This is a genomic window from Brevundimonas guildfordensis, assembly GCF_014836405.1.
Classification (GTDB): domain Bacteria; phylum Pseudomonadota; class Alphaproteobacteria; order Caulobacterales; family Caulobacteraceae; genus Brevundimonas; species Brevundimonas guildfordensis.
On sequence record NZ_JACSQU010000001.1, the window covers coordinates 1,308,286 to 1,333,159 of the forward strand.

At 67.6% G+C, this 24,874-nt stretch carries 27 protein-coding genes; 14 read left to right on the forward strand and 13 right to left on the reverse strand.

Annotated elements, in window-relative coordinates; translation table 11 throughout:
• Nucleotides 1–14 precede the first annotated feature (14 nt).
• The 6 genes from H9656_RS06325 to H9656_RS06350 form a co-directional block, all read right to left on the reverse strand.
• The gene (locus tag H9656_RS06325) at nucleotides 15–296 is read right to left on the reverse strand and encodes a hypothetical protein (protein ID WP_191743332.1); all 282 of its coding nucleotides are present in this window, start codon (nucleotides 294–296) and stop codon (nucleotides 15–17) included.
• On the reverse strand, nucleotides 293–619 hold the full coding sequence (locus H9656_RS06330) for an NAD(P) transhydrogenase subunit alpha (protein ID WP_024353336.1): 327 nt from the start codon (nucleotides 617–619) through the stop codon (nucleotides 293–295). Before H9656_RS06330 ends, H9656_RS06325 begins: the two co-directional genes overlap by 4 nt.
• Nucleotides 619–1,752 carry a Re/Si-specific NAD(P)(+) transhydrogenase subunit alpha gene (locus tag H9656_RS06335; RefSeq protein ID WP_191743333.1) on the reverse strand — a complete coding sequence of 378 codons (1,134 nt, stop codon included), beginning with the start codon at nucleotides 1,750–1,752 and terminating at the stop codon, nucleotides 619–621. Before H9656_RS06335 ends, H9656_RS06330 begins: the two co-directional genes overlap by 1 nt.
• Nucleotides 1,753–1,970: 218 nt before the next feature.
• On the reverse strand, nucleotides 1,971–2,216 hold the full coding sequence (locus tag H9656_RS06340; protein ID WP_191743334.1) for an aa3-type cytochrome c oxidase subunit IV: 246 nt from the start codon (nucleotides 2,214–2,216) through the stop codon (nucleotides 1,971–1,973).
• An 85-nt stretch (nucleotides 2,217–2,301) separates the two neighbouring features.
• The gene (locus H9656_RS06345; RefSeq protein WP_191743335.1) at nucleotides 2,302–3,651 is read right to left on the reverse strand and encodes a serine hydrolase domain-containing protein; all 1,350 of its coding nucleotides are present in this window, start codon (nucleotides 3,649–3,651) and stop codon (nucleotides 2,302–2,304) included.
• 45 nt (nucleotides 3,652–3,696) lie between these two features.
• Nucleotides 3,697–5,487, reverse strand: coding sequence for a M3 family oligoendopeptidase (locus H9656_RS06350; RefSeq protein WP_191743336.1), 1,791 nt, complete (start codon nucleotides 5,485–5,487; stop codon nucleotides 3,697–3,699).
• A 120-nt stretch (nucleotides 5,488–5,607) separates the two neighbouring features.
• On the opposite strand from H9656_RS06350, the gene H9656_RS06355 reads away from it, so the two are divergent.
• From H9656_RS06355 to H9656_RS06370, 4 genes are all read left to right on the forward strand, one after another.
• Nucleotides 5,608–7,413, forward strand: a complete 1,806-nt coding sequence (locus H9656_RS06355) for a DUF4153 domain-containing protein (RefSeq protein ID WP_191743337.1) — start codon at nucleotides 5,608–5,610, stop codon at nucleotides 7,411–7,413.
• A 115-nt stretch (nucleotides 7,414–7,528) separates the two neighbouring features.
• Nucleotides 7,529–9,004 carry a sigma-54-dependent transcriptional regulator gene (locus H9656_RS06360; protein ID WP_191743338.1) on the forward strand — a complete coding sequence of 492 codons (1,476 nt, stop codon included), beginning with the start codon at nucleotides 7,529–7,531 and terminating at the stop codon, nucleotides 9,002–9,004.
• An 87-nt stretch (nucleotides 9,005–9,091) separates the two neighbouring features.
• A complete protein-coding gene (locus H9656_RS06365) occupies nucleotides 9,092–9,757 on the forward strand; it encodes a hypothetical protein (RefSeq protein WP_225212250.1) in 666 nt (221 codons plus the stop codon).
• 242 nt (nucleotides 9,758–9,999) lie between these two features.
• The gene (locus tag H9656_RS06370) at nucleotides 10,000–10,242 is read left to right on the forward strand and encodes a DUF2798 domain-containing protein (RefSeq protein ID WP_191743339.1); all 243 of its coding nucleotides are present in this window, start codon (nucleotides 10,000–10,002) and stop codon (nucleotides 10,240–10,242) included.
• 32 nt (nucleotides 10,243–10,274) lie between these two features.
• Here H9656_RS06370 and H9656_RS06375 read toward each other — a convergent pair whose 3' ends face one another.
• The 3 genes from H9656_RS06375 to ykgO form a co-directional block, all read right to left on the reverse strand.
• On the reverse strand, nucleotides 10,275–10,586 hold the full coding sequence (locus H9656_RS06375; protein ID WP_404821544.1) for a hypothetical protein: 312 nt from the start codon (nucleotides 10,584–10,586) through the stop codon (nucleotides 10,275–10,277).
• An 11-nt stretch (nucleotides 10,587–10,597) separates the two neighbouring features.
• Entirely contained in the window at nucleotides 10,598–10,870 is a 273-nt protein-coding gene (locus H9656_RS06380; protein ID WP_024353345.1) for a DUF2312 domain-containing protein, read from the reverse strand.
• Nucleotides 10,871–11,172: 302 nt separating this feature from the next.
• Nucleotides 11,173–11,298: a type B 50S ribosomal protein L36 gene (gene ykgO, locus H9656_RS06385; protein ID WP_003165750.1), complete on the reverse strand. Its 126-nt coding sequence runs from the start codon at nucleotides 11,296–11,298 to the stop codon at nucleotides 11,173–11,175.
• A gap of 357 nt (nucleotides 11,299–11,655) precedes the next feature.
• On the opposite strand from ykgO, the gene H9656_RS06390 reads away from it, so the two are divergent.
• Nucleotides 11,656–12,942 (forward strand): lytic murein transglycosylase, encoded by a 1,287-nt coding sequence (locus H9656_RS06390; RefSeq protein WP_191743340.1) that lies wholly within the window; start codon nucleotides 11,656–11,658, stop codon nucleotides 12,940–12,942.
• A 31-nt stretch (nucleotides 12,943–12,973) separates the two neighbouring features.
• On the opposite strand, the gene cysS is transcribed toward H9656_RS06390, so the two are convergent.
• A complete protein-coding gene (gene cysS / locus H9656_RS06395; RefSeq protein WP_191743341.1) occupies nucleotides 12,974–14,380 on the reverse strand; it encodes a cysteine--tRNA ligase in 1,407 nt (468 codons plus the stop codon).
• A 140-nt stretch (nucleotides 14,381–14,520) separates the two neighbouring features.
• Here cysS and folE point away from each other — a divergent pair, with 140 nt between their 5' ends.
• The 9 genes from folE (at nucleotide 14,521) to H9656_RS06440 (ending at nucleotide 22,769) form a co-directional block, all read left to right on the forward strand.
• A complete protein-coding gene (folE, locus tag H9656_RS06400; RefSeq protein WP_088411897.1) occupies nucleotides 14,521–15,135 on the forward strand; it encodes a GTP cyclohydrolase I FolE in 615 nt (204 codons plus the stop codon).
• Nucleotides 15,136–15,333: 198 nt separating this feature from the next.
• A complete protein-coding gene (locus tag H9656_RS06405; protein WP_191743342.1) occupies nucleotides 15,334–15,777 on the forward strand; it encodes a biopolymer transporter ExbD in 444 nt (147 codons plus the stop codon).
• A gap of 135 nt (nucleotides 15,778–15,912) precedes the next feature.
• Nucleotides 15,913–17,751, forward strand: a complete 1,839-nt coding sequence (locus tag H9656_RS06410) for a gamma-glutamyltransferase family protein (RefSeq protein WP_191743343.1) — start codon at nucleotides 15,913–15,915, stop codon at nucleotides 17,749–17,751.
• A 22-nt stretch (nucleotides 17,752–17,773) separates the two neighbouring features.
• Nucleotides 17,774–18,559: a hypothetical protein gene (locus H9656_RS06415; RefSeq protein WP_191743344.1), complete on the forward strand. Its 786-nt coding sequence runs from the start codon at nucleotides 17,774–17,776 to the stop codon at nucleotides 18,557–18,559.
• A gap of 51 nt (nucleotides 18,560–18,610) precedes the next feature.
• Entirely contained in the window at nucleotides 18,611–19,477 is an 867-nt protein-coding gene (locus H9656_RS06420) for an alpha/beta hydrolase family protein (protein ID WP_191743345.1), read from the forward strand.
• Nucleotides 19,478–19,521: 44 nt separating this feature from the next.
• On the forward strand, nucleotides 19,522–20,388 hold the full coding sequence (locus tag H9656_RS06425; RefSeq protein ID WP_191743346.1) for an aldo/keto reductase: 867 nt from the start codon (nucleotides 19,522–19,524) through the stop codon (nucleotides 20,386–20,388).
• A gap of 41 nt (nucleotides 20,389–20,429) precedes the next feature.
• The gene (locus H9656_RS06430) at nucleotides 20,430–20,678 is read left to right on the forward strand and encodes a helix-turn-helix domain-containing protein (RefSeq protein ID WP_119412963.1); all 249 of its coding nucleotides are present in this window, start codon (nucleotides 20,430–20,432) and stop codon (nucleotides 20,676–20,678) included.
• Nucleotides 20,679–20,726: 48 nt separating this feature from the next.
• On the forward strand, nucleotides 20,727–22,256 hold the full coding sequence (locus H9656_RS06435; RefSeq protein WP_191743347.1) for a UbiD family decarboxylase: 1,530 nt from the start codon (nucleotides 20,727–20,729) through the stop codon (nucleotides 22,254–22,256).
• Between the two features lie 105 nt (nucleotides 22,257–22,361).
• Nucleotides 22,362–22,769, forward strand: coding sequence for a DUF2177 family protein (locus H9656_RS06440; RefSeq protein WP_191743348.1), 408 nt, complete (start codon nucleotides 22,362–22,364; stop codon nucleotides 22,767–22,769).
• On the opposite strand, the gene H9656_RS06445 is transcribed toward H9656_RS06440, so the two are convergent.
• The 3 genes from H9656_RS06445 to H9656_RS06455 are packed head-to-tail and all read right to left on the reverse strand — an operon-like array spanning nucleotide 22,766 to nucleotide 24,776.
• Nucleotides 22,766–23,572, reverse strand: coding sequence for a DUF1295 domain-containing protein (locus H9656_RS06445; RefSeq protein WP_318240601.1), 807 nt, complete (start codon nucleotides 23,570–23,572; stop codon nucleotides 22,766–22,768). The genes H9656_RS06440 and H9656_RS06445 overlap by 4 nt on opposite strands.
• Nucleotides 23,569–24,207, reverse strand: coding sequence for a cadmium/peroxide/UV radiation responsive anti-sigma factor ChrR (chrR, locus tag H9656_RS06450; RefSeq protein WP_191743349.1), 639 nt, complete (start codon nucleotides 24,205–24,207; stop codon nucleotides 23,569–23,571). Before chrR ends, H9656_RS06445 begins: the two co-directional genes overlap by 4 nt.
• On the reverse strand, nucleotides 24,204–24,776 hold the full coding sequence (locus H9656_RS06455) for a sigma-70 family RNA polymerase sigma factor (RefSeq protein ID WP_225212251.1): 573 nt from the start codon (nucleotides 24,774–24,776) through the stop codon (nucleotides 24,204–24,206). Before H9656_RS06455 ends, chrR begins: the two co-directional genes overlap by 4 nt.
• Between the last annotated feature and the right edge of the window lie 98 nt (nucleotides 24,777–24,874).

Genomic DNA, 24,874 nt, shown 5'->3' on the forward strand with positions numbered 1-24,874 from the left:
TACTCTTCGTTGGGTTAGCGTTTGACGGATTGAGTGCGCGACAGGCGCCACAGCGCGGCCGCGATGAAAAGAGGGCCCAGCAGCATCATCGCCCAGTCGAAGACCGTCATCTCACGATCCTGAATGATGATGCGCGTCAGCACGGCGGCGAACACCATCACCACGCCGCAGTCCTGGAACCGCAGCCGCCCGATGGGATCCTTGATCCGCACCCAGCTCACGATCCACAGCGCCACGCCCAGACCGGTGATGATCCAGGAGGCGTAAAAGGCCAACAGATAGGGGGACAAACTCACGAGGCCTTGGGCCTTTCCTTCTTCTTGTACATGGCCAGCATCCGGCGCGTGACCATGAAACCGCCGAAGATGTTGACGCTGGCCAGCGTCACGGCGGCCACGCCCGCGCCCTTGGCGATCCAGGCGTTCGGCCCGCCCGCCTGGGCGCTCATCGCCGCCGCTGCGATCAGGCCGCCGACGATGATGACGCTGGAAATGGCGTTGGTCACGGCCATCAGGGGCGTGTGCAGCGCGGGCGTCACGCTCCAGACGACATAGTAGCCGACGAAGATCGACAGAACGAAGATCGCCAGACGGAAGACGGTGGGGTCGACGTGTTCCATCAGCCTCTCACTCCTTCATGCACCACGGCGCCGCCGTGGGTGACGACGGCGGCCTTGAGGATCTCCTCCTCCAGATCGACCGACAGGGCGCCGTCCTTGATCATCAACCCCAGGAAGGCGACGAGGTTGCGGGCGTAAAGGGCGCTGGCGTCCGCCGCGATGCGGCCGGGCATGTTGCTCCAGCCGACAATCTTCACCCCATTGGCCGTGGTCACCACCTCATTGGGCTTTGAGCCTTCGACATTGCCGCCGGCCTCAACCGCCAGGTCGACGATGACCGAGCCGGGCTTCATCGAGGCGACGTGCGCCGCCGTCACCAGCTTGGGCGCCGGGCGGCCGGGAATCAGCGCCGTTGTGATGACGATGTCTTGTTTGACGATATGGGCGGCGGTCAGGTCCGCCTGCTTGGCCTGATACTCGGCCGACATGGCCTTGGCGTAGCCGCCCGCCGTCTCGGCCGCCTTGAACTCCTCGTCCTCGACGGCGACGAATTTGGCGCCCAGGCTCTCGACCTGTTCCTTGGCGGCGGGGCGCACATCAGTCGCCGTGACCACCGCCCCCAGGCGCCGCGCCGTGGCGATGGCCTGCAGCCCCGCGACCCCCGCGCCCATGACGAAGGTCTTGGCGGCGGCCACCGTCCCGGCGGCCGTCATCATCATGGGGAAGCCCTTGCCATAGGCGTAGGCCGCCTCGATCACCGCCCGGTATCCAGCCAGGTTGGCCTGGGACGACAGGACGTCCATGACCTGGGCGCGGGTGATGCGCGGCACGAACTCCATGGCGAAGGCGGTGGCCTGCGCGCCCCTCAACGCCTCGACGGTCGCCTTGTCGCGCCAGGCGTCCAGCAGGCTGACGACCACCGCGCCGGGCTTCAGGGCGCTGATCTCGGACGCCGTGGGTCCGCGCACCTTCAGCAGCACGTCCGCCCCGGCCAGAGCCGCCGACAGGTCGGACTTCACGCTGGCGCCAGCCTCGGCGTAGTCGCCGTCGGGAATGGAGGAGCCCAGGCCCGTCCCGGCCTCCACGCTGACTGTGGCCCCCAGGGCGATAAGCTTCTTCACCGTCTCCGGCGTTGCAGCGCAGCGCGTTTCGCCTTCACGGCGTTCGCGGGTCACGGCGATGGCGACAGCCAAGCGAATCCCTCCCACTCCCCAGGGTCGAACCGACGTTAGGCTGAAGCCGAAGCGGGCGTCAAAGGCGCGTCTGCGACGGGGGCGATTTTCTTGCCTCCTTGGCTAGCCGCGCGGCCAACACAGGAAGTTTCGACCACCCAAGGCGCATGACGCGCAAGCAAAAAGCCCGCCGGACGCGCCGACGGGCCTTTCAATCACTTCAGTCCGGAAGACCGGGCTTAGTGGGCTTTCTTGGTCTTCAGCATGAAGAAGCCGACGACCGACACCACCACCGAGACGATGAAGGCCGGGACGAAGCCAGCGCCCACGCCGAACCACACCGTCAGGAACAGGATCGTGACCGCCGTGGCCAGCGACACCCACTTGGTCAGGCCCAGGAACAGAGCCCAGGTCCAGGCCTGTTCGGAGATGTTCATTTCCCCGTGGACGTGGGGGGCGGTCGCTTCAGCGTGCTGGTCGGCCATGGGGTCTTCCAAAAAAGAGTCGGGATTTCGACGGCTCTTATAGCGAGGCCTGCGCGCGGCTCAAGTCCGTGGGGCCTCAAGCGCCTCAGTCGAGGCTTTCAAGCACCGCGCGGGCGAAGGCGGCGACGTCGAACGGCTTGCCCGCCGGGTCTTCGCCGCGCCGCACGATGACGACGTCGCGACTGGGCACGATCACCACATACTGGCCCCGGTTGCCGAAGGCGGCGAAGGCGTCGGCGGGCACGCCTTCGGAGCGGTTCATCAGCCAGAAGGTCGCGCCATAGCCGAAGTCGCCCGTCGGCGGCTGCGGCCCGGAAGGCGCGGTCACATAGTCGCGCCAGCCCTGCGGCAGGATGCGCTCGCCCTCCCACACCCCGTCCTGCAGATACAGTTGGCCGAGACGCGCCAGATCGCGCGCCGTGGTCCAGACCTGGCTCGACAGGATGTAGTTGCCGCGCCAGTCGGTCTCGGCCCAAGTGTGCGTCATGCCCAGCGCGTCGAACAGTTCGGCAGGCGGATGGGCGGCGAAGCCCGGGGCCGCCGCCATAGTCGCCAGCAGGGTGTCGTTGTTGGCGTAGCGATAGACCGTCCCCACCGGCGCCAGCAGCGGCCAGCCCGGCGCCTGCTCGTCCACGGCCACGCCCCCGAAATACAGGGCGTCGGTGCGGTTGCCCGCCGTGTCGCTGGTCAGTCCCGACGACATCCGCATCAGGGCGTCGACGGTGATGGCCGCGCGCGGGTCGCCCGACGTGCGCCAGTTCGGGATGGAGGCGGGCGCCTTCACATCCAGTTCGCCGCGCTGGACCGCCGCGCCGATGACGGTTCCGGCCAGGCTCTTGGCCACCGACCAGGTGCGCTGGGGCGTGTTCGGGCCAAAGTCGGGCGCATAGCGTTCCGCCACCCGCTGGCCGCCCTGCATCACCACCACGCCGGTGGTGTTGGTCCCCGCGCCGAAGCCCTGATCGAAGGCGCGGCCGACGGCGGCCTCCAGCGCACGGGCGTTCCCCTTGGGTCGCGCGGTCGGCATGTCCGGCGCTGAAGCCCGGCGCGCCAGCGGGGCCCGTTCAGGCGCAGCGCCCGACACATAGCCCATCGGCTCGATGACGCAGCCGCGCCCGTCGGTCCAGGTCGCCACGCGCGGCGGGGCGGCCTGATCCCAGGCGACGGCGACCGTGTTCCCGGCCATCTCGGCCGTCATGGCGGCGACCAGCGGCTGGATTTCGGGATAGATCCCGACCAGTTCGTTCGCCTCGACGCTGGCCACGGTCCGTTCGGCCCCTGCGGCCCCCGCCGTATGCACGGCGCTGCACACCGTCAGAGCCTTGTAGCCGGCCGCCAGGGCGCGGTGATTGGCCGAAGGCTCGGCCTGGGCGAAGGCCGTCGCCGGCAGGGACAGGACGGCGGCGACAAAGAGAATGCGGGACGCGATTTTCATGCGGCCACGCTTCAACGCCTCGCCCGGCCTGTCAACGCATTCCCGTCAGCCCAGCGCCTCGAACCGATCGATCAGGCCTTCCAGCCGCTTTGTCCCAATGGTCCAGAAGGCCGGGTCGCGCGGGTTCAGGCCGAACGGCTTCAGCGCCTCGACATAGGTCCGCGCGCCGCCGCCCGACAGCAGGTCGCGATACAAGGGCGTAAAGGCCGCCGGGTCCTTGGCCCGGGTCTCCATCAGCGCCGCCACCAGCAGGTCGCCGAAGGCGTAGGCATAGACATAGAAGGGCGCGTGGACGAAGTGGCTGACATAGGCCCACCAGTCCTCATAGCCGCTCAGATCGACGGACGGGCCGAGGCTGGCGCCCAGCTCCTCCATCCAGATTTCGCGGATGCGCTCGACCGGGACCTCGCCCGCCGTCCGCTCGTCGTGGAAGCGCGTCTCGAAGCGGTGGAAGGCGATCTGGCGCACCACCGTGTTCAGCCCGTCCTCGATCCGGCCCGCCAGCAGGGCGCGCTGCTCGTCCGGCGTCGCCTGGGCCAGCAGGCGGTCGAAGGTCAGGCCCTCGGCGAAGATCGACGCCGTCTCGGCCAGCGTCAGCGGCGTGTCGGCCAGCAGCGACCCCTGCCCCGCCGCCAGCGTCTGGTGCACGCCGTGACCCAGCTCGTGCGCCAGCGTCAGCACGTCGCGCCGCTCGCCCATCCAGTTCAAAAAGACATAGGGGTGGCGATCCGCCGTCACCGGGTGGGCGTAGGCGCCGGACTGCTTGCCCGCTCGCGCCCGCGCGTCGATCCACGGCCGGTCGAAGAACCAGCCCGCCCGCTCGGCGAAGTCGCCGCCCAGGTCGGCGAAGCTGGACAGCACCACCTCGCGCCCGCCCGCCCAGTCATAGGCGCGCGACGCCGCCGCCTCGATCGGGGCGTTGCGATCCCAGTGGGCGAGCCTGTCCTGGCCCATCGCCTTGGCCTTCAGCGCATAATAGCGGTGCGACAGGCGCGGATAGGCCTGCGCCACGGCCTCGGCCATGGCGTCCACGCTCTCGCCGTCGACTTCGTTGCCCAGGTGGCGGCTGTCGGCGGGACGTTTGAAGCCGCGCTTGCGATCCTCCAGCGCCTTTTCGGCGGCGACGGTGTTCAGCACCATGGCCATGGTCCGGGCGATGCCGGAGAAGGCTGCCGACAGGCCCTCGCCCGCCGCCTGACGCTTGGCCGCGTCCGCGTCGGTCAGTCGGTTCAGCCCCTCGGCCAAAGTCAGTTCTTCCTCGCCCACCGAGGCGCGCAGTACGGCCAGGGTCTCGTCGAACAGGCGCGGCCATTGGGCCTGGATGGGGCCGCGCTCGGCGATGAAGGTCTCCAGTTCGGCCGACAGCTCATGCGGCTTCATCGCCCGCAACCGGCGCAGCCACGGCGCCCAGCGCGCCGCCGGCGCATGAGCCGCCAGCGCCGCCTCCACCGCCGCCTCGTCCAGGGCGTTGATCTCCAGCGTCAGCCAGACGGTCGGCGTGGCGATGACGGTCAGCTTCTCGCGCACATCGGCCTCGAACCCTTGCGCCGCCGCGTCTTCGCGGTTGGTCGAGGCGGCCAGGAAGGCGTAGGCGCCCAAGCCTCCCATCACGTCCGCCGCCTGTTCGTAAAGCCCGATCGTCTCGTCCAGCGCGCGGCCCAACTCGGCGCCCGACAGGGCGGCCAGCCGCCCCTGGAAGGCGTTCATCCGCTCCACCAACGCCTTTGCGCGCTCCAGATCGGCGGCGATGCGCGGGTCTTCGCGCGAGGCGTAAAGGTCGGACAGGTCCCACAAAGGGGCGTCGGCGAATTCGGTCGGTTTGACGGGGGCGTTCATAGGTTTGGTTGTGGGGAGGCCAAGGGCGCGATGCAAGCCGCCGGTCGCCTTACGGCGGGAGAGAGTGGACGCAGCGCCCGTCGCCAGTCCAACATCGCCGCGCATCAGCAAGAGGCGCCTATGACTCAATCCGCTCCCGATCCCACTGGCCGCGCCTCGCTGGACGGCGCGCGCGGGCTCGCCGCCATTCGTATCGGCATCGGGCTGGCGCAGGGCGTGCTCCTGTATCTGCTGTATCGGTCTGCGGCGCAGGCGGAGGGGCTGTCCTGGCCCGCTACCCAGCCGCCGCTGTTCGCCGCCCTGGTGCTGGCGGCCTTGTTCACGCCGGTGATGCTGCTAGCGGGCGTGGGGCGGATGGGATGGAAGGCGCTTTCGCTGTGGGGGGCGGTGGCGGCGATGATCCTGGCCTTGCTGGGCTGGCACGACGCGGCCCAACAGGCGCGCGACTATTTCCACCCGCCCTATCTGCGCTTCCCGGTCGTCGCCTTCGCGGCGGCCGCCCTGTTCATCGCCCACCACCTGATCACGCCAGCCATCCAGAGCCATCGCTGGATCGCCGATTTCGACGACTATTTCGACACGGCGTGGAAGGCCGGGGTGCAGCTGGCGCTGTCGCTGGGCTTCACCGGCGCATTCTGGTTGCTGCTGTTCCTGGGCGCTGCCCTGTTCCGCGTCATCGGCCTCAGCTTCCTGGCCGATCTGATCGATGAGAAGTGGTTCTCCATCCCCGTCTCCTGCCTGGTCTTCGCGGTGGCGGTGCAGTTGACCGACGTGCGCGGCGGGCTGATCCGGGGCGTGCGGACGGTGGCGCTGATGCTGCTGTCCTGGCTGCTGCTGGTCATCACCGTCCTGGTCGCGGGTTTCCTGGCCGCCCTGCCCTTCACCGGACTGGACGGGCTGTGGAAGACGGGCAGCGCCACGGCCCTGGTGCTGTCGGCGGCCGCCGCCCTCATCGTGCTGATCAACACCGCCTATCAGGACGGCCGCGAGGATAATCTGCCGCCCGCCGCGCTGCGGATCGCCGTGCGCGTCGCCGCCGTGCTGCTGACGCCGCTGATCCTGATCGCGATCTGGGGTCTTTCGCTGCGTATCGGCCAGCACGGCCTGACGCCCGACCGCATCATCGCCTCAGCCTGTGCGCTGGTCGGCCTGCTCTACGCCGTCGGCTACGGCTGGGCGGCGCTGTCGCCGCTGTGGCGCAAGACCGCGTGGATGAAGCCGCTGGAGCGCACCAACATCCTGGCCGCCATCCTGACCGTGCTGGTCATCCTGGCTCTGTTCAGCCCTGTGGCCGATCCGGCCCGCCTGTCGGTCAACGACCAGATGGCGCGGCTGAAGCGCGGCGTCGTCAGCGCGGCCCGGTTCGACTACGTCTTCCTGCGCTATGATGCAGGCAAGGCGGGACGCGCCGCCCTGGCCGAACTGGCGAAGTCCTCCGACGCCGAGATCGCCCGCCACGCGAAAGCGGCCCAGGCGTCGACCTCGCGCTATGATCTGGCGGAAACGACGACGCCCCCGCGCACGCCAACCATCGCGGCCTGGCCTGCGAACCAGCCGCTGCCTGCGGCCTTCGTGGCGTCGGCGCCCGCCGGCGACCCTCGCTACGACTGCAGCGAACAAAATGACTGCCTGGCCGTCCAGCGAGACCTGAACGGCGACGGCCGCGAAGAAATCCTGCTGGCGTCCTCGTATAATATCGCCCTCTTCGCGCAAGGCGACGACGACCGCTGGGTCCATCAGGGCGACTATCAGGTCGCGCACTGCCCTGGCCCGGACGCGGCCCGCCGCGACCTGCGCGAGGCGCTGAAGCGTCCCGATCTGGAAGCGGTCGCCACGGCTTGGCCGGATCTGGGCGTGGGCGGGCAAACCGGGCGGTTCCAGCCCAAAGACAACTGCCCGCCAAAACCCTCCGGCGTTAACCCCTGACTCAGGTCTCCGAAACCCGATCTTCATTCCCTCCATTTTAGGGTTGTGTCGAAACGAGCCAGTCCCGACCTAATGAGGACGGCCGTTCGATGGTGATGTTGAAGGGTGTGTTCCTATGGCCAAGACCGTTCTGGTCGTCGACGATGATCCCACGCAGCGCCGCCTGATCCAGGCGGTGCTTGACCGCGAAGGCTATGCGGTCGTCCACGCCGAGAGCGGAGGCGAGGCGATCGACCGTCTGACCAAGGGCGGCGGCGCCGATGTGGTTCTGCTGGACCTGGTCATGCCGGGCCTGTCGGGCCTTGAAGCCCTGGCCGAGATGCGCACGGCGGGCGTCGCGACGCCGGTCATCGTGCTGACGGCCAACGGCGGCATCGAGACCGTGGTCAAGGCGATGCAGGCCGGCGCCCAGGATTTCTTCGTCAAGCCGGTCGGCCCCGAACGTCTGCTGGTGGGCGTGCGCAACGCCCTGCAGATGACCCAGTTGACCGCCGAGATCGGCCGCCTGAAAAAGCGCGCTGCAGGCCGCTCCTCCTTCGACGACATGGTCGGCGGCAGTCCGCCCATGCGCATGGTCAAGGCGCTGGGCCAGCGCGCAGCCACCTCGTCCATCCCGGTGCTGATCACCGGCGAAAGCGGCGTGGGTAAAGAGGTGATCGCGCGCGCCCTGCACGGCGCCTCGGAGCGGGCGGGCAAGCCCTTCGTCGCGGTCAACTGCGGCGCCCTGCCCGCCAATCTGGTCGAGTCGATCCTGTTCGGCCACGAGAAGGGCGCCTTCACCGGCGCCCATGAAAAACACGCCGGTAAGTTCGTCGAGGCCAACGGCGGCACCCTGTTCCTGGACGAGATCGGCGAGCTGCCGCTAGACATGCAGGTCAAGCTGCTGCGCGCCCTGCAGGAAGGCGAAGTCGATCCTGTCGGCGGCAAGCGCCCGGTCAAGGTCGACGTCCGCATCGTCTCGGCCACCAACCGCGACCCGGCTCAGCAGGTGAAGGAGGGCGCGTTCCGCGAAGATCTCTTCTATCGCCTGAACGTCTTCCCGATCGAGGCCCCGGCCCTGCGCGAACGACGCGAGGACATCCCGGCTCTGGTCGACCACTTCATCGCCCGCTTCAACGTCGAGGAAGGCAAGCGCGTCACCGGCTGCTCGGCCGAAACCCTGAACCTGCTGCAAGGCTTTGACTGGCCCGGCAACGTGCGCCAGCTGGAGAACGCCGTATATCGCGCCCTGGTGCTGGCCGATTCGCCGCTGCTGCAGCCGCATGACTTCCCGGCCATTTCGGGCGTCGCGGCGCCGCTGGCCTCAACGCCCGCCGTTTCGCCGGCCACGCCGTCCGGAGCGGCGACGGGCGGCGCCGACGCCTCCGCCCATGACGACTCGGGCTCGCCCGACAGCCCGGTGCGCATCACCGACGAGCGCGGCCATGTCCGCACGCTGGAGGAGATCGAGCGCGACCTGATCCAGCACGCCATCGAGGTCTATGCCGGCCACATGTCAGAGATCGCCCGCCGCCTGGGCATCGGCCGCTCGACCCTCTACCGCAAGGTCCGCGAGCAGGGTCTGGAAGAACAGGTCAGGGAAGCGGGCTGACCGCGCAGGTCTTTCCGTTCAGGGTTCCAACAGCGCGCGTTTCAAGCCACACCTCTTCGTCCTGTTCACGGAGGGGAGTTTTCCATCTTGTTTCGTCAAACCGCCGTCGCCCTGAGTCTGGCGTCCGTCGCCGCCCTGACCGCCGCCTGCTCCAACTCTGACGCCGCGGCCAAGCCGGACGCGTCAACCTCGGCCTCAGCCAAAGCTGTCGCCCTGCCGCCAGAGTGCGAGAATCACCCGCTGCTGCCCGCCATGCCGGCCGCGCAGACCCTCGCCGGCAAGCCGCTGACCGAGGTCGACTGTCAGGCCTTCTCCGTCGCGATGACCTATGGCGAGCCGGGGACCAGCGCCAAGATTACGCTGATCGACGCCCAGGCGCCGATTCCCGAGGACGTCGGGCCGATGGCCGGGCTGCTCGTCGCAGCGCAGAAGACCGCTTATGAGAGCGTTTCTCGCGGCGTCATCCTCGCGAAGGGCATGCGCGAGGCCACCCTCTCCTCACCTGCCGCCGTCGCCTCCATCGGCGGCGAAAACTATCTGTCGGTCGTGATGGACGGCCCGACGGGCGAACCGGCCGTCATCAGTGTCGAGCCCCAGGACGCCGAAGGCCGCGTCGGCGGGTTGATGAGCGCGCTCAAAGGCCGTTACGCGCTGACCATCGGCATCGAACAGGATGAGTTGTCCGGAGCCGAAGCCGCGCGCGCGGCCTATCAGCCCTATTTCGACGCCATGCGCCTGAACGCCCTGCCTTAAGGCATCCGGCTGGCGGGCAGGCCCCTGTTTTCTTGGCTTCGCCCCGCCGCTCCGCTTGACGCGTTCAGTCGCCGCCGCTACGTCCGCGGCGTCGAAAAGATTTCAGGCCGGTGCGGTTATTCCGGCCCTCGCTAAGGCGAGATTTAGTCGCGTAGCTTTGCGCGAACCCGCGGCGCCACCTGATCAGGATGGCGCGCGGGGTCATTCGCTCTCGTTCGCCGTCCGCAAATTGCGAGAACGACGTGAACGAGAAAAAAATCCTTCTGCTGGCTCAGGGCTTCATCACCATGATGATGGCCTTCTCCATGTCGGGCGTCATGAGCCTGATTACGCTCGGCCCGTCCCGCGAATGGCTGATCGAATGGCCCATCGCCTTTATCATGGCCTGGCCCATCGCCTTCTGCTTCACCCTGGTCATCGGCCCGCTGGGCTTCAAGATGGCTCACAGGGTCATGGGCCTGCTGGGCACCCGCGCCGCGCGCTAGGCCGCAACGGAGCCGCCGCGGCGTGGCCGGGCTCAGGTCTGGGGCTTGCGCGCCCATGGCCGTCGTGGCGGCTCGCCCTTGGCCTTGGCGGTGATCTCTTTCAGCTTGCGGCCCTGCATGGCCGAGAGCGCCTGCCCCGGCGCGCCTTTTTCAGGATCGGCGAAGGCGCGGCCATGCTCTCGAATCCGTTCGTCGACCGAATCGAGGAACTCGTCTTCCCAGTCGGACAGGGAAACGCCCGCCTTCTCGGCCGAGCGGCGGGCGCGTTTCAGGGCGTTGAGCGCCGACCGCTTGGCGGCCGCGCGCTGCATTTCATAAGGGCTGAGCGGCGGCTTCCGCTTCAAGCCCGGGCGCCTCAGATCTCGCCGAGGGCCGAGAGGTAGAGGTCGAGAATCGCTTCTTCTTCCTGACGCTTGGCCTTGTCCTGCTTGCGCAGGCGCAGAACCTTGCGCAGCACCTTGACGTCATAGCCTTCGCCCTTGGCTTCGGCGAAGACCTCCTTCATGTCGCCCATGACGGCCTGCTTGTCCTCTTCGAGGCGCTCCAGGCGTTCGATGATGGAGCGCAGACGGCCCTGGGCCGTGGCGGTCAGGACGTCGGGGCTGGCGTCGAAGGAAGCGTCGTCCATGACTGAACTCCAGAACTCATAAACAGGCTGCGCCCTCAAACAGGCCAAGGGCCGTTAGGGCAAGAAATAAAGCTCTCAAACAGGCCGAAAGCCGTTAGGGCGACTAAGCACGTCCTCAAGCAGGCCAAGGGCCGTTAGGGCCGCTTGAGAAAGAATCACTAATCACGCGCAGGCGCAGGGCTCAACGCCGGACGCGAAAAAGCCGCGGACAACGCCCGCGGCCCTGTGGATAGTCATCCCATCCACCGACGATCGGCGCGCGCCTCGCCTTCAGCAGGCAGGGCGCGCCGGATCGCGCCTGATCAGCCTTGCTTGGCTTTGAAGCGCGGGTCGGTCTTGTTGATGACGTACAGAACGCCCTTGCGACGAACGATCTTGCAGTCGCGGTGGCGACCCTTCAGCGATTTCAGCGAGCTACGGACCTTCATGGTCGGACGTCCCGGATTTGGAGGCCCGTGAGGGCGGGTAAAACAAAAGAGCCGCGGGCGAACCTGCGGCGGAGGCGGTCGTATAGAGAGGCCTTGGCCTTTCGTCAACATTCCGCGCGGGGAATCCGCTGGAGGCCTGGCCTCCGAGTCGAACGGAGGATCTCCGGACATGCACGTCCGACGCGTCGCCCCTCCGCCACCAGGCCGTGCTCAGGGAACGGCGCAATGTAAATTCTCTCCCCTTAACCGCCTACTGTCGAAAAGGGTTAACGGCGCTTTCACCCTTATCACGGAAACTGATCTCGCCTTCGCGCGCTTGTGATTGGTCGTGGAATTCGGGGGCGTTAGCCTGTGCTCATGCGTATCGCTTATCGCCTTGTGTTGTTGGGTTCGGTCGCCGCCTGCACCCCTATGGTCCCGACGCCGCCGCAGCCTCAGCCGGCGCCGCCGCCCGTGGTCGAGCCCGCCCCCGCGACGCCTGCCCCGATGCCGCCGCCCGCTCAGACCGATCTCAGCGACGCCTATGACCACGCCAGCTTCGACGCCTGGAAAAAGAGCTTCCTGGAGCGCCACGGCGGCGCGCATAAATGGGAATACGCCCGCGAACTGGAAGGCGTGACGCCCAATCCCAGCGTCGTGCGCCTGGACCGCAACCAACCTGAATTTTCTCGCCCCGCCGGCGTCTACATCCAGAACGCCACCACCCCGGCGCGAATCGCCATGGCCCGCCAGCGCGTCGACCGCGTGCCGTGGGACGTGACCCAGAAATACGGCGTGCCGACCGAAATCCTGCTGGGCGTCTGGGCCCAGGAAAGCGCCTTCGGTCAGGTTCAGGGCGATTTCGACGTCATCCGCTCGCTGGCGACCCTGGCCTATGACGGCCGTCGCCGCGCCTGGGCCGAGGAGCAGTTGAAGAACGCCCTCGACATCGTCGTGTCGGGCAAGCGCGACCGCGCAGGGCTGAAGGGCAGCTGGGCCGGAGCGATGGGCCAGACCCAGTTCATGCCCGACAACTATCTGAAGCTGGGCGTCGACCAGAACGGCGACGGCAAGGTCGATATCTGGGGCTCGGACGCCGACGCCCTGGCATCGGCGGCGAATCTGCTGGCCCAGGCGGGCTGGAAGCGCGGCCAGGGCTGGGCCTATGAGGTCACCCTGCCTTCCAACTTCGATTACAGCCAGGCCGAGGGGCCGAAACACCCCTGGTCCTATTGGGTCGCGCGCGGCGTGCGGCTGGCCGACGGCTCCTCGCCCAACAGCGCCGAGGCGGCGGAGGGCGCCGCCATCCTGCTGCCGCAGGGCGCCAAGGGCCCGGCCTTCCTGGCCCTGCCCAACCACTATGTGATCCGCCGCTACAACAACTCGGTCAGCTATGCGCTGGCCATCGGCATGATCGCCGACGGGGTGGCGGGTAAGCCGCCCCTCAAGGCCTCATGGCCGAACGACGGCCCCCTGACGCGGGATCAGAGAATCGGCGCCCAGCAGGCCCTGACGAGCATGGGCTTCGACACGCAAGGCGTCGACGGCGTCATCGGCTCCAACACCCGCGCCGCCCTGCGCCGCTGGCAACAGGCGAACGGGCGCACGGCGGACGGCTATCTGACGGACGTGCTGGCGGAAGAGTTGATCAGGCGCGCGCGCTGACCCTCTCCCGCCGGGAGAGGGTTCCTTCAGTTCACCCCTTCATTCGCCAGGTCGCGCCCTGCGGCCCGTCCATGACGACGACGTTCAGTTCGTTCAGCCGGTCGCGGATACGGTCGGCCTCGGCCCAGTTCTTGGCCGTGCGCGCAGCGGCGCGCTGCTCCAGCAGCCCCTCGACTTCGGCCTTCAGCCCTTCGTCGACGCCAGAGAACCATTCCGCCGGATCGGCCTGAAGCACGCCCAGGATCGAAGCCGCCGCGATCAACTGCCCCTTGGCCGTCGCCACCGCCGCCTCATCGCCCGCCGTCATGCCGCGCTCGATCTCGCTGGACAGGGCGAACAGGGTCGCCATGGCGCCCGGCGTATTCAGGTCGTCCTCGATGGATTTCAGGAACTCCGCAGGAGGTTCCTGCGTCGAATGTTCGACCGATGCGGCCCGATGCAGGGCGCCGTAGAGGCGGTCCAGGTTCTTGCGGCTCTGCTCCAGCAGGGTCTGGTTCCAGTCCAGAGGCTGACGATAATGCGCGCTCAGCAAGGCCCAGCGCACCACCTCGCCCGGCATGGCCTGCACCAGATCGTGCAGCAGCAGGACGTTGCCGATCGACTTGGACATCTTCTCGGCGTCCACGGTCAGGAAGCCGTTGTGCATCCAGTAGCGGGCGTACTCGTCATGCGCGTCGTCGCCATGCGCATGGCCGTGGGCGCAGACGCCCTGCGCGATCTCATTCTCGTGGTGCGGGAAGACCAGGTCGATGCCGCCGCCGTGGATGTCGATGGGCAGGCCCAGCGTCTCTTCGATCATGGCCGAGCATTCGATATGCCAGCCGGGACGCCCCTCGCCCCACGGCGACGGCCAGGACGGCTCGTCCGCCTTGGACGGCTTCCACAGCACGAAGTCGTGCGGGTTCTTCTTATAGGGGGCGACCTCGACGCGGGCGCCGGCGATCATGTCGTCCAGGTTCCGCCCCGAAAGCGCACCGTAGGACGGATAGGAAGACACGTCGAACAGCACATGACCCTCGGCCGCATAGGCGCAGCCGGCGTCGATGATGGCCTGGATCTGCTTGGTGATCGCCTCGATGTAGTCGGTGACGTGCGGGGCGATGTCGGGCGGCGAGACGTTCAACAGGCCCATGTCGGCCAGATAGGCGGCTTCATAGCGGGCCGTGATCTCGCCGATGGCGACGCCCTCACGGGCCGCCTTGGCGTTGATCTTGTCGTCCACGTCGGTGACGTTGCGGGCATAGACCACCTTGTCGGCGCCATAGGTGCGGCGCAGCAGCCGCACCAGCACGTCGAACACGACCGGCGGGCGGGCGTTGCCGATGTGGGCGTAGTCATAGACCGTCGGGCCGCAGACATAGAGGCTCACCCGGTTCGGATCACGCGGCGTGAACAGGCGCTTTTCACGGCGCAGGGTGTCGTGGATGTGCAGGGCCATAGGTCAGGTCTTTTGCGAGTTTTCTTGCGGGACGGACGAGGTGTCCCATATAGCGGCCTGATAGACAGTCAGGGCCGCGCGCCCAAGTCCATATATAATAGTATTCTGAACAGGCGCTCTCGCCGCCGCCGGATCGTTTCATGAGCAGCACCCCCGCCAAGCCCGTCCTCGTCGCCAATGAGGCGCCCCAGCGTCCCAGCCGCGAACAGGCTCTGGAGGCCGTGCGCACCCTGATCGCCTGGGCCGGCGACAACCCCGACCGCCCCGGCCTGCTCGACACGCCCAAGCGCGTGGTCGACGCCTATGGCGAATGGTTCGACGGCTATGACGCCGACGCGGGCAAGGAGCTGAGCCGCACCTTCGAGGATGTGACCGGCTATGACGACATGGTCATCCTGCGCGACATCGAGGTCGAGAGCCACTGCGAGCACCACCTGGCCCCCTTCCTGGGCAAGGCCTACGTCGCCTATCTGCCGGGCGAGAAGGTAGTGGGCATCTCCAAGCTGGCGCGGGTGGTCGAGATCTTCGCCCGCCGTCTCCAGAACCAGGAGACCCTGACCAACGATATCATCGACGCCATCGAATCGCACCTGCAGCCCAAGGGCGTGGCCGTGCTGGTCGATGCGGCGCACCAGTGCATGACGACGCGCGGCGTGCATCACCGCCACGTCTCGACCATCACCACCCGCTTCACCGGCGCCTTCAAGAACGACCCGGCCCTGGCCGAGCGATTCCTCAAGCTGGCCCGAGGCTGAGCTTAACGGGGCGGGAAGCGGGGCTGAATTGATCGCGGCCAAGGCGGGCCTGCGCCGAATTCGCAATCTTATTCCCCCGGCGGCGTCATTTCCTCGCATTCGACGGCTTTACAAGCTCGTCTCAGGACGCCAAGAGACGAGCAAGACTTTCAGTGTGGTCCGCCGGAGGGTGCGGGCCTTGATGGAGATGAGGGCGTAATGGGCGCGAAACTTTCTTCGGGCGGCCGCGGCGGCAGCGGCAAGCTGGCGGCGCAGAACGCGGACATCAACGTGACGCCGTTCGTGGACATCATGCTGGTGCTGCTGATCATCTTCATGGTCGCCGCCCCGATGGCCACCGTGTCGATCCGCCTGGACCTGCCGCCGGCGACGCCGCCGGCCGACAACGCCGAGCCCAAGGAACCGGTGTACATCACCATCCAGGAATCCGGCTCGCTGTTCATCGCTGAACAGGAAACCACCCTGGCCAAGCTGGCCGCCGACGTCTGCGCCGCCCAGGGCGCCGTGGCCGACTGCCGCGACGAGCGCGTCTTCGTCCGCGCTCAGCCGGAAGTGAAATACAATCAGTTCATGGAAGTCATGAACACCCTGCAGGAGAACGGCTACTTCAAGGTCGGCCTGCTGAACGAAGACATCACCTGATCGGGTCTTCAGCTGAACGTGAAAAGGGTCGCCCTCGGGCGGCCCTTTTTCTTTTGCCCGAAGCCTGTCTGCGGCTTGCGCCCTCCCCCTGTTCCGGCCTCAATGCGCGCCTCGAACGAGGGGGAGTAAATCATCATGCGTCGTCGCACTTTTCTGTCCGCCCTGCCGGCCGGAGCCCTGATGGCGGGCGCCGCCCGCGCCCAACAGGCGCCCGCTGGCGCGCCGGTCGCCAAGCCGGCGTCCGTTCAGCCCGCCCCTGCGCCGGACCCCTATGCCGGCGTCGGCATCGGCGACCGCATCACCGGGCCCCGCTTCGTCGGCCGCTCGACCGTCTGGGGGGCCAACGGCGCCGCCGCCACGGCCCACCCCGCCGCCACGATGATCGGGCTGGATACCCTGCGGCGCGGCGGCTCGGCCATCGACGCCGCCATCGCCATCAACGCCGCCCTGGGCTTTCTGGAGCCGACCGCCAACGGCATCGGCGGCGACGCCTTTGGCCTGATGTGGGACCCGGCCCAGAAGAAGGTCGTCGGCTTCAACGGCTCGGGCGCCAGTCCGCGCGGCCTGTCGCTGGAAGCCGCGCGCGGCAAGGCGGGGCGCGACGGCTACCTGCCGCGCTACGGCGCCGTGACGGTCAACGTCCCCGGCACCGTCGACGCCTGGTGGAGCGCGCACCAGCGCTACGGCAAGCTGCCGTGGAAGGACGTGCTGCTGCCGGTCGCCGAACTGTGCGAACAGGGCGTGCCCGTGCCGCAGGTCGTGGCCTACTACCTCGAACGCAACATGGCCGGCTTCGACCGCAGCGCCGCGACGATCGAGGAGAACGACAACCGCAAGAAGGTCTGGATCCACGGCGGCCGCACGCCCAAGACGGGCGAGGTCTTCGCCAATCCCGACCTGGGCCGCACCTACCGCATGATCGCCGAGGGCGGACGCGACGCCTTCTATGACGGCGCCATCGCCGACCACATCGAGCGCTACTTCAAGCGCATCGGCGGCTGGATGACCCGCGCCGACCTGGCCGCCCACCGCACCGAATGGGTCGAGCCGCTGATGACCACCTATCGCGGGGTCGAGGTCTATTCCCTGGGTCCGAACACCCAAGGGCTGTCGACCAACCAGATCCTGAACATCTGCGAGCAGTTCGACCTGAAGGCCATGGGCTTCCAGTCGGCCGCCTCGATCCACGTTCAGGCCGAGGCCAAGCGCCTGGCGTTCGAGGACCGCGCCCGCTACTTCGCCGACGAGCGCTTCGCCAAGGCTCCGACCGAGTGGCTGAACTCCAAGGCCTATGCCGCCGCACGGGCGAAGCTGATCAACCCCAACCGCGTCATGGACCGCGTCTTCCCCGGCGACGCGCCGACGCAGGGCGACACGACCTATTTCAGCGTGGCCGACAGCGACGGGATGATGGTCAGCTGGATCCAGTCCAACTATCGCGGCATGGGCGGCGGCCTGGTCGCCGACGGCCCCGACGGCCGCACCCTCGGCTTCATGTTCCAGAACCGCGGCGAACTGTTCGCCCTGAGCGACGGCCACCCCAACGTCTATGCGCCGGGCAAGCGGCCCTTCCACACCATCATCCCCGGCTTCGCCTGCAAGGACGGAGAGCCGTGGATGGCTTATGGCGTCATGGGCGGCGGGATGCAGCCGCAAGGGCAGGCCCAGATCATCATCAACATGGTCGACTACGGCCTCGATCCCCAGGAAGCCGGCGACAGCCCGCGCTGGCAGCACTACGGCTCGTCCGAACCAACCGGCCAGCCGGCCGAGGGCATCGGCAAGCTGCACCTCGAATCGGGCGTGCCGGAAGCCACAAAGCAGCAACTGACCGCCATGGGCTGGGACCTCGGCCCGCCCGACGGCGGCTTCGGCGGCTATCAGAACGTGATGAAGCAGATCAACGAACAGGGCCGTTGGACCTACGGCGCCGCCACCGAAATGCGCAAGGACGGCAACGCCCTGGCGTATTGATCCAAGCTGTCGAGGAAGTTTCATGATCGCGACCTTGCTAACCGCCGCCCTCGTTTCTTCCTCGACCTGCGCGCCCGTTCCCGGCGCCGAGGCGCTCTGGAACGACGACACCCGTTATGTCGTCGTCGGCGAGATGCACGGCACGACGGAAACGCCCGCCGCCTTCGCCGCTTTGGTCTGCGCGGCGCGGGCGCAGGGGCCGGTGACGGTCGCGCTGGAGTTTTCGGAGAGCATGCAGCCGACGCTGGACGCCTTCATGGCCGCCGACAGCGACGAAGCCGCACGCTCGCTTCTCGCCGCCTACCCGCACGGCCCTTTCGTGCATCATGACGGGCGTGGCAGCATGGCCATGCTGGACCTCCTGCTGCGCCTGCGCGCCATGCAACGCGAAACGCCGAGCCTGAAGGTGATCGCCTTCGCACCGGACAGTCCGCGCGTCGCCGGCTTCAGCCAGTCCTACTACGAACTGGATATGGGCCACCGTTTGGCGAGCGCCGCCCGCAGGACGCCGGACAGTCGGATGATGATCCTGGTGGGCAACATCCATGCCCAGAAGAGAATGATCGAGAGCAGGAAGCTGACGCCCGCAGTCGTTCACCTGCCGTCTTCCGAGGTCATCAGCCTGTACGTGGTTCAACAGGGCGGAACGACGTGGAGTTGCGGGCGCGATACGTGCGGCGCCAATCCGCTGCCCGAAGCCTACGACGCGCAAACGCGAGGCGTCGTTCTTCAGCCCTACGGTGGCGGCGCCTTCGATGGCGTCCTGGCGCTGGGGCCAACGACGGCATCTGAACCGGCGAAGCCTTGACCTGACGCAGCGTCAATCGCCTAGAGTTCGTTTCTAAACAGGACGGACCTGATGACCGATCTCGTCACGCGCGACTTCACCGCCCCGGCCGCCGACGGCTATGCGCTGTCGATGCGGCTGGTCTCGGCCGCCGAACCCAGGATCGCCGTGCTGGTTTCGTCCGGCACCGGCTTTCCCAAGGGATTCTACGAGCGCTTCGCCCGACATCTGGCGGACAAGGGCGCGGCGGTTCTGACCTATGACTTCCGGGGCATCGCCGGGTCGCGGCCCGACGACCTGAAAGCCATGGCGATGGACTATCCCGACTGGGGCCGGCTGGACATGCCCGCCGCCCTCGACGCCCTGATCGCAGCGGCGCCGGGCCTGCGCGTCGTCCATGTCGGCCACAGCGTCGGCGGCCACTTCCTGGGCATCATGAGCAACCAGGATCGGATCGACCGCCACGCCTTCCTTTCGGTCGGCACCGGCTGGTGGGGCGGACACCACCGCGCCTACAATCCGCTGGAGCTGTTCTTCTGGCTCGGTTTCGGCCCGTTCAGCCTGATGCGGCACGGCTATATAAAGGGCGGCGGCCTGTGGGCCGGCACCGACCTGCCGCGCGGGGTCTTCACCACCTGGCGGCGCTGGTGCCTGAAGCGCGAGTACTTCTCAGGCGAGCTGGAGACGACGCTCAAGCCGCATCATTATGAGGCCGTGACCGCCCCGATCCGATCGTGGATCTTCACCGACGACCCCATCGCCACGCCGAACACGGCGCGCGACCTGCTGAGCGTCTATCCCAACGCCCCGTCCCAGATCAGCGTCCATGCGCCCGGCGACTTCGGCGTCCGCCGCATCGGCCACGAGGGGGCCTTCCGCAAAGGGATGGAGCCGTTGTGGGATCAGGTTTTCCACTGGCTGGACAATGGCGAGGCCTGAGCGGGCGCCTATATCCGAAGCTCCTGATCTAGCGGAGCCTCCCCATGCCCTATTCGCATTCCTTCTCGGGCCGGCCGACCGTGACCGCCTCGGGCGTGGAGATTCCGCTGCTCGGCTTCGGCACCTGGCAGCTTGAGCCGGACGACGCCCGCCGCATGGTGCGCGAGGCCCTGCGCATCGGCTACCGCCACATCGACACCGCCTGGATCTACAAGAACGAGAAGGCGGTCGGCGACGGCATCGCCGACGCCGTGGCCGAAGGGATCGTTACGCGCGACGACATCTTCGTCACCACCAAGATCTGGGTCGAGCATTTCCATCGCGACGCCCTGCTGCGTCAGGCAGAGGAATCGGCGCTCAGCCTGGGGCTGACGCCGGACCTTCTGCTGCTGCACTGGCCCAAGCCTGCGCCGGCGCTGGCGGAAACCATCGGCGCCCTGAACGAGGCGAAGGACGAGGGCTTCACCAAGAACATCGGCCTGTCCAACTTCCCCTCGGCCCTGTTCCGCGAGGCCGCCAGCCTGTCGAGCGCGCCGCTGATCACCAATCAGGTCGAGTACCACCCCTATCTGTCACAGAGGACGCTGATCGAGACGGCCCGTGAACTGGGGTCGTCCATCACCGCCTGGTCGCCGCTGGCTCAGGGCAAGATCGCCAATGACGCCGTGATCGGCGAGATCGCCCGTGCGCACGGCAAGACCAACGGCCAGATCACCCTGCGCTGGATCATCCAGCAGGGTATCGCCGCCATCCCCCGCACCACCAAGGAGAGCCGCGCGGCCGAGAACTTCGGCATCTTCGACTTCGAGCTTTCGGCGGACGAGATGGGCCGCATCTCCGCCCTGGCCCGCCCCGACGGCCGCATCGGCGACTGGCTGGACGAGGCCTTTGAGTGGGATCAGGATGCCTGACGCGACGCCGATCTAGGCTCGCGGTCGCACAGGAGGGGGCTTTGGGTTCAGTTCTGGATTTCCCGGCGAGCGATCCGAACGACGCCGTCGTCGGCGCCCGCATCCGCCGCTGGCGCGACCGGCGCGGTGTGCCTTTCGAGGATCTGGCCGCCGCCCTCGACCTGACGCCTGAAGCCCTGCGCCGTGTCGAGACCGGGCGTCAGCGGCTGGATTCGGCCCGCCTGGACGCCGCCACCCGCGCCCTTCGCCTGCCAGTGTGGGCGCTGGTGTCCGACGCCCCGGCCTATTGAAGCGCGCATGGCGTGACAGACGGCTCGCGTCCGCCTAAGCGTCAGCGCATGGCCTACAAGTCCCTGCGCGATTTTCTTGCGACCCTCGAAGCCGACGGCGAACTGGTCCGCGTGTCGGAGCCCGTCTCCACCCATCTGGAGATGACCGAGATCCAGACCCGGCTGCTGCGCAACGGCGGCCCGGCGGTGCTGTTCGAGAAGCCGGTCATGCCGGACGGCTCGATCAGCCCCATCCCCTGCCTCGCCAACCTGTTCGGCACGGTTAAGCGCGTCGCCATGGGCGTGACGCTGGAGGGCAAGCCACGCACCACCGCGGGCGAACTGCGAGAAGTCGGCGAACTGCTGGCCTTCCTGCGCAACCCGACGCCGCCGCGCGGGTTCTCCGACGCCATGGAGATGCTGCCGCTGGCCCAGACCGTCATGTCCATGCGGCCCAAGACGGTGAAGAAGGCCCCGGTTCAGCAAGTGGTGCTGAAGGGCGATCAGATCGACCTGACCGCCCTGCCCATTCAGGGCTGCTGGCCTGGCGAGCCTGCGCCGCTGATCACCTGGGGTCTGGTGGTGACCAAAGGGCCGTCGGACGAGCGAGAGGACGACTTCAACCTGGGCATCTATCGGATGCAGGTGCTGGGCAAAGACAAGGCCATCATGCGCTGGCTGGCCCATCGCGGCGGCGCCCAGCACTACGCCCGGCACAAGAAGGCGGGCAAGCGCGAGCCCCTGCCCTGCGCCGTCGTGCTCGGCGCCGATCCGGGGACGATCCTGGCCGCCGTGACGCCGGTGCCGGAAACCCTGTCGGAGTATCAGTTCGCCGGCCTGATGCGCGGCTCCAAGGCCGAGCTGGTTCCCTGCAAGACCGTGCCGCTGATGGTTCCGGCGCAGGCCGAGATCGTGCTGGAAGGCCATGTCCTGCTGGACGAGTTCGAGGACGAAGGCCCCTACGGCGATCACACCGGCTACTACAACTCGGTCGAGAAGTTCCCGGTCTTCCAGGTCAGCGCCATCACCATGCGCAAGGACCCCATCTATCTGACCACCTTCACCGGCCGCCCGCCGGACGAGCCGTCGGTGCTGGGCGAGGCGCTGAACGAGGTCTTCATCCCACTGATCCGCCAGCAGTTCCCCGAGATCATCGACTTCTGGCTGCCGCCCGAGGGGTGCAGCTACCGCATCGCCGTGGTGTCGATGAAGAAGGCCTACCCCGGCCACGCCAAGCGCGTGATGATGGGCTGCTGGAGCTATCTGCGCCAGTTCATGTACACCAAGTGGATCATCGTCGTGGACGACGACATCAACGCCCGCGACTGGAAAGACGTCATGTGGGCCGTCTCGACCAAGATGGACCCGGCGCGCGACATCACCGTCATCGAGAACACCCCGATCGACTACCTGGACTTCGCCAGCCCCGAGAGCGGGCTGGGCTCCAAGATCGGCCTGGACGCCACCGACAAGTGGGAGCCCGAGACCAAGCGCGAATGGGGCGAGGAGATCCGCATGGACGCGGATGTCATCGAGCGGGTCAACGACATCTGGGATCGCCTGGGCCTGCCAGGCGACAAGACGCCGATCTGGAAGTGAGCCGCTTTTCCTCGGAGATGGATCAGACGCCCTTCCACGCCTAGGGGCGAACGATCCGTTCGGCGGCGACGAACGTATTGCGCTGAAACGCCACGGGATCGCGCCATGAACATCGCCATCGCCTACCTTCTGACCCTGGTGGTCTTCGCCGTGATCGACACGGCCTGGCTAGGGAGCATGGGGGACCGGCTCTATCGCCCGTTCATCGGGTCGATGCTGGCGGAGAATTTCCGCCTGGCCCCGGCCGTGGCCTTCTACGCAATATACGCCGCCGGCCTGACGATCTTCGCCGTCATGCCGGGCCTTGCCGAGGGCGGCTGGAAGAAAGCCCTGCTCTGGGGCGGACTTTTCGGCTTCTTCGCCTATGCGACCTATGACCTGACCAACCTCGCCACGCTCAAGACCTGGAGCCTCAAGCTGTCGCTGATCGACATGGCTTGGGGGGTGTGCGTCAGCGCCGGATCGTCAGCCATCGCCTGCGCCCTGGCCGCGCGACTGCTGCGGATCCTCTAACGCCTTGGCGGACGGGGAAAGAAGCGGCTGGTTCGCGCTTCGTAGGCGGCGAATTCGTCGGGGCGCGAACGCCGCATATGCGCTTCCAGCAGCGGGACGCCCGACACTTCGTTCAGCAGCCAATAGATGTAGGCCGCACCGCTCAAGGCCAGCCAGCCCCAAGGCCATTCGCCGCTGAAGTCGATCGCGAAAATCGACCACGCGCACCAGCCCAGCCATTGGAAGAAGTAGTTGGGGTGCCGCGACCAGGCCCAAAAGCCAGTGTCGCAAACGCCGCCTCGGTTGGCCGGATCCGCCTTGAACGCTGCAAGCTGGCGGTCGGCGACGCCTTCCCCCAGCAGGGCGCAAGCAAAGATCAGGGTCGCGAAAGCATCCTGCAGGGTCAGCCCCGGCGTGGGATTGCGGGCCGCCAACAGAACGCTGAGCGCCAAGAAGGCGGCGGCGCCGGCCTGCAGCATCAGGAAGCCGAACATTCGGGCCTGAAAGTTCTCGCGCCATTCCAGACGCAGCCGGGCATAGCGAGCGTCCTCGGCCGTGGCGGAGACGGTTCGCCGGGCGATGTGCAAGCCGAGCCGCAAGCCCCACAGCCCGATCAGCGCGGCGACCAGCCACTGACGCGCGGATGGGGCCGTCTCGCCGACCGGGACAAGGGCGACGCCGACGCCGGCGGCGCCCAGGCCGAAGGACCAGAAGACGTCCGCCCAGCCGCCCTGGCCGGTGCGGCGCTGCACCAGCCATGCAGCGCTCATGACGACGACAAGAAAGAGCGCCGCCGCAGCCCACAGCGGCAGCAGCGAGATCACAGCCGCACGAACGGCTGCATCACCCGGCCCAGCCAGCCGTCGAGCTGAATCTGCCCGTCTAGAGCGACGAGGCAGAGGCAGGGCTCATCCGAGACCACGCGCGGCCGGTGCAGCACGTCCTCGTCAGCCTCTTCCAGATCACCGACCTCAAAGCGCTCGGTCTCGGTCGCATAGGCGCCGCTCAGCACGCAGGTCAGCTCGACGCCGCCATGGGTGTGGCGCGGCGTCTCCCGGCCGGGATCGATTTTCAGAAGGATGACCCTACAGTCGCCATCGCGTGGCGCATGGACGTCGCGTACGCGCATGCCCGGTCCGATCCAGCGCCAGGGGCCAAGCGCATAGCGGCGCAAGGGCGCCGGCAACTCGGGCATCTCATTCAGCGGCGCTTGTGCTCTGACCTCGCCGGCGTCGGTTTCGATCCGCGCCATGGCGCGAGACAAGGCGCCGTCTGACAGCGTCTGCGGGATGGTGGTCTCCAGAAACTCGCCGCCGACGCTCTGGAGCCGGCGGACCCAGGCGTCGTTGGCGGGCCGCAGCGCCAGGTGAGCCGCAACGACAACGGCCTCTGGGGGGCTCAGCGTGCCGGCGGCGTAGGCCAGCAGACGCTCTTCGGACGGATTACGGGCGGGGTTCATCGAGGCGCCTCCTCGGAGGGTTCGAGGATGGTGCGCAGCTTGATCATGGCGTTACGGATGCGGGACTTCACAGTGCCCAGCGGCAGGTTGAGTGTTTGAGCGATTTCCGAATGGGGGCTGTCCATAAAAAAGGCCAGACGCAGGACCTCGACCTGATCGGGCTTCAGCCGGGTCAGGGCGGCGCGGACGCGTCGGGCGTCGTCCGCCATGGCCAGTATGGCGTCGGGCCGCATGGCTTCGTTCTCGCTGGGCTCGATTTCAGGCGTCGGCAAGGCCCGGGAGTCTCGCCGGAGCATATCCAGCCGGCGGTTGCGGGCGATCGTGAAGATCCAGGTGGCCGCGCGCGCCTTGCGGGCGTCGAACAGGTCTGCCTTGCGCCAGACCGTCAGCATCGCGTCCTGTGCGAAGTCCTCGGCCGCAGCAGCGGTCGCGCCCGATTTCATCAGCCAGGCCTTCAGGCGCGGCGCGAAATGTTCAAACAGTCGAGCGAAGGCTTCGCGGTCGCGACGAAGCGCCACCGCCTCGATCAGCCGGTCGTGGGCGCACGGGTCCTCGGACTCGCCGCTCATGGCGCCGCCGCGCGGAACACTAGATGCGAAAGACGGAGCGTCGACATGCATGGAGCCTAATACGCTGCGCGCAAAAGTCTGGATCAATCGTCATCCGT

What these genes read in the sequence shown, in the direction of transcription:
- H9656_RS06330 (WP_024353336.1), bottom strand. Translation starts at nt 619, where the DNA reads ATGGAACACGTCGACCCCACCGTCTTCCGTCTGGCGATCTTCGTTCTG.
- H9656_RS06340 (WP_191743334.1), bottom strand. Translation starts at nt 2,216, where the DNA reads ATGGCCGACCAGCACGCTGAAGCGACCGCCCCCCACGTCCACGGGGAA.
- H9656_RS06345 (WP_191743335.1), bottom strand. Translation starts at nt 3,651, where the DNA reads ATGAAAATCGCGTCCCGCATTCTCTTTGTCGCCGCCGTCCTGTCCCTG.
- H9656_RS06350 (WP_191743336.1), bottom strand. Translation starts at nt 5,487, where the DNA reads ATGAACGCCCCCGTCAAACCGACCGAATTCGCCGACGCCCCTTTGTGG.
- H9656_RS06355 (WP_191743337.1), top strand. Translation starts at nt 5,608, where the DNA reads ATGACTCAATCCGCTCCCGATCCCACTGGCCGCGCCTCGCTGGACGGC.
- H9656_RS06360 (WP_191743338.1), top strand. Translation starts at nt 7,529, where the DNA reads ATGGCCAAGACCGTTCTGGTCGTCGACGATGATCCCACGCAGCGCCGC.
- H9656_RS06380 (WP_024353345.1), bottom strand. Translation starts at nt 10,870, where the DNA reads ATGGACGACGCTTCCTTCGACGCCAGCCCCGACGTCCTGACCGCCACG.
- ykgO (WP_003165750.1), bottom strand. Translation starts at nt 11,298, where the DNA reads ATGAAGGTCCGTAGCTCGCTGAAATCGCTGAAGGGTCGCCACCGCGAC.
- H9656_RS06390 (WP_191743340.1), top strand. Translation starts at nt 11,656, where the DNA reads ATGCGTATCGCTTATCGCCTTGTGTTGTTGGGTTCGGTCGCCGCCTGC.
- cysS (WP_191743341.1), bottom strand. Translation starts at nt 14,380, where the DNA reads ATGGCCCTGCACATCCACGACACCCTGCGCCGTGAAAAGCGCCTGTTC.
- folE (WP_088411897.1), top strand. Translation starts at nt 14,521, where the DNA reads ATGAGCAGCACCCCCGCCAAGCCCGTCCTCGTCGCCAATGAGGCGCCC.
- H9656_RS06405 (WP_191743342.1), top strand. Translation starts at nt 15,334, where the DNA reads ATGGGCGCGAAACTTTCTTCGGGCGGCCGCGGCGGCAGCGGCAAGCTG.
- H9656_RS06410 (WP_191743343.1), top strand. Translation starts at nt 15,913, where the DNA reads ATGCGTCGTCGCACTTTTCTGTCCGCCCTGCCGGCCGGAGCCCTGATG.
- H9656_RS06415 (WP_191743344.1), top strand. Translation starts at nt 17,774, where the DNA reads ATGATCGCGACCTTGCTAACCGCCGCCCTCGTTTCTTCCTCGACCTGC.
- H9656_RS06420 (WP_191743345.1), top strand. Translation starts at nt 18,611, where the DNA reads ATGACCGATCTCGTCACGCGCGACTTCACCGCCCCGGCCGCCGACGGC.
- H9656_RS06425 (WP_191743346.1), top strand. Translation starts at nt 19,522, where the DNA reads ATGCCCTATTCGCATTCCTTCTCGGGCCGGCCGACCGTGACCGCCTCG.
- H9656_RS06435 (WP_191743347.1), top strand. Translation starts at nt 20,727, where the DNA reads ATGGCCTACAAGTCCCTGCGCGATTTTCTTGCGACCCTCGAAGCCGAC.
- H9656_RS06440 (WP_191743348.1), top strand. Translation starts at nt 22,362, where the DNA reads ATGAACATCGCCATCGCCTACCTTCTGACCCTGGTGGTCTTCGCCGTG.
- chrR (WP_191743349.1), bottom strand. Translation starts at nt 24,207, where the DNA reads ATGAACCCCGCCCGTAATCCGTCCGAAGAGCGTCTGCTGGCCTACGCC.
- H9656_RS06455 (WP_225212251.1), bottom strand. Translation starts at nt 24,776, where the DNA reads ATGAGCGGCGAGTCCGAGGACCCGTGCGCCCACGACCGGCTGATCGAG.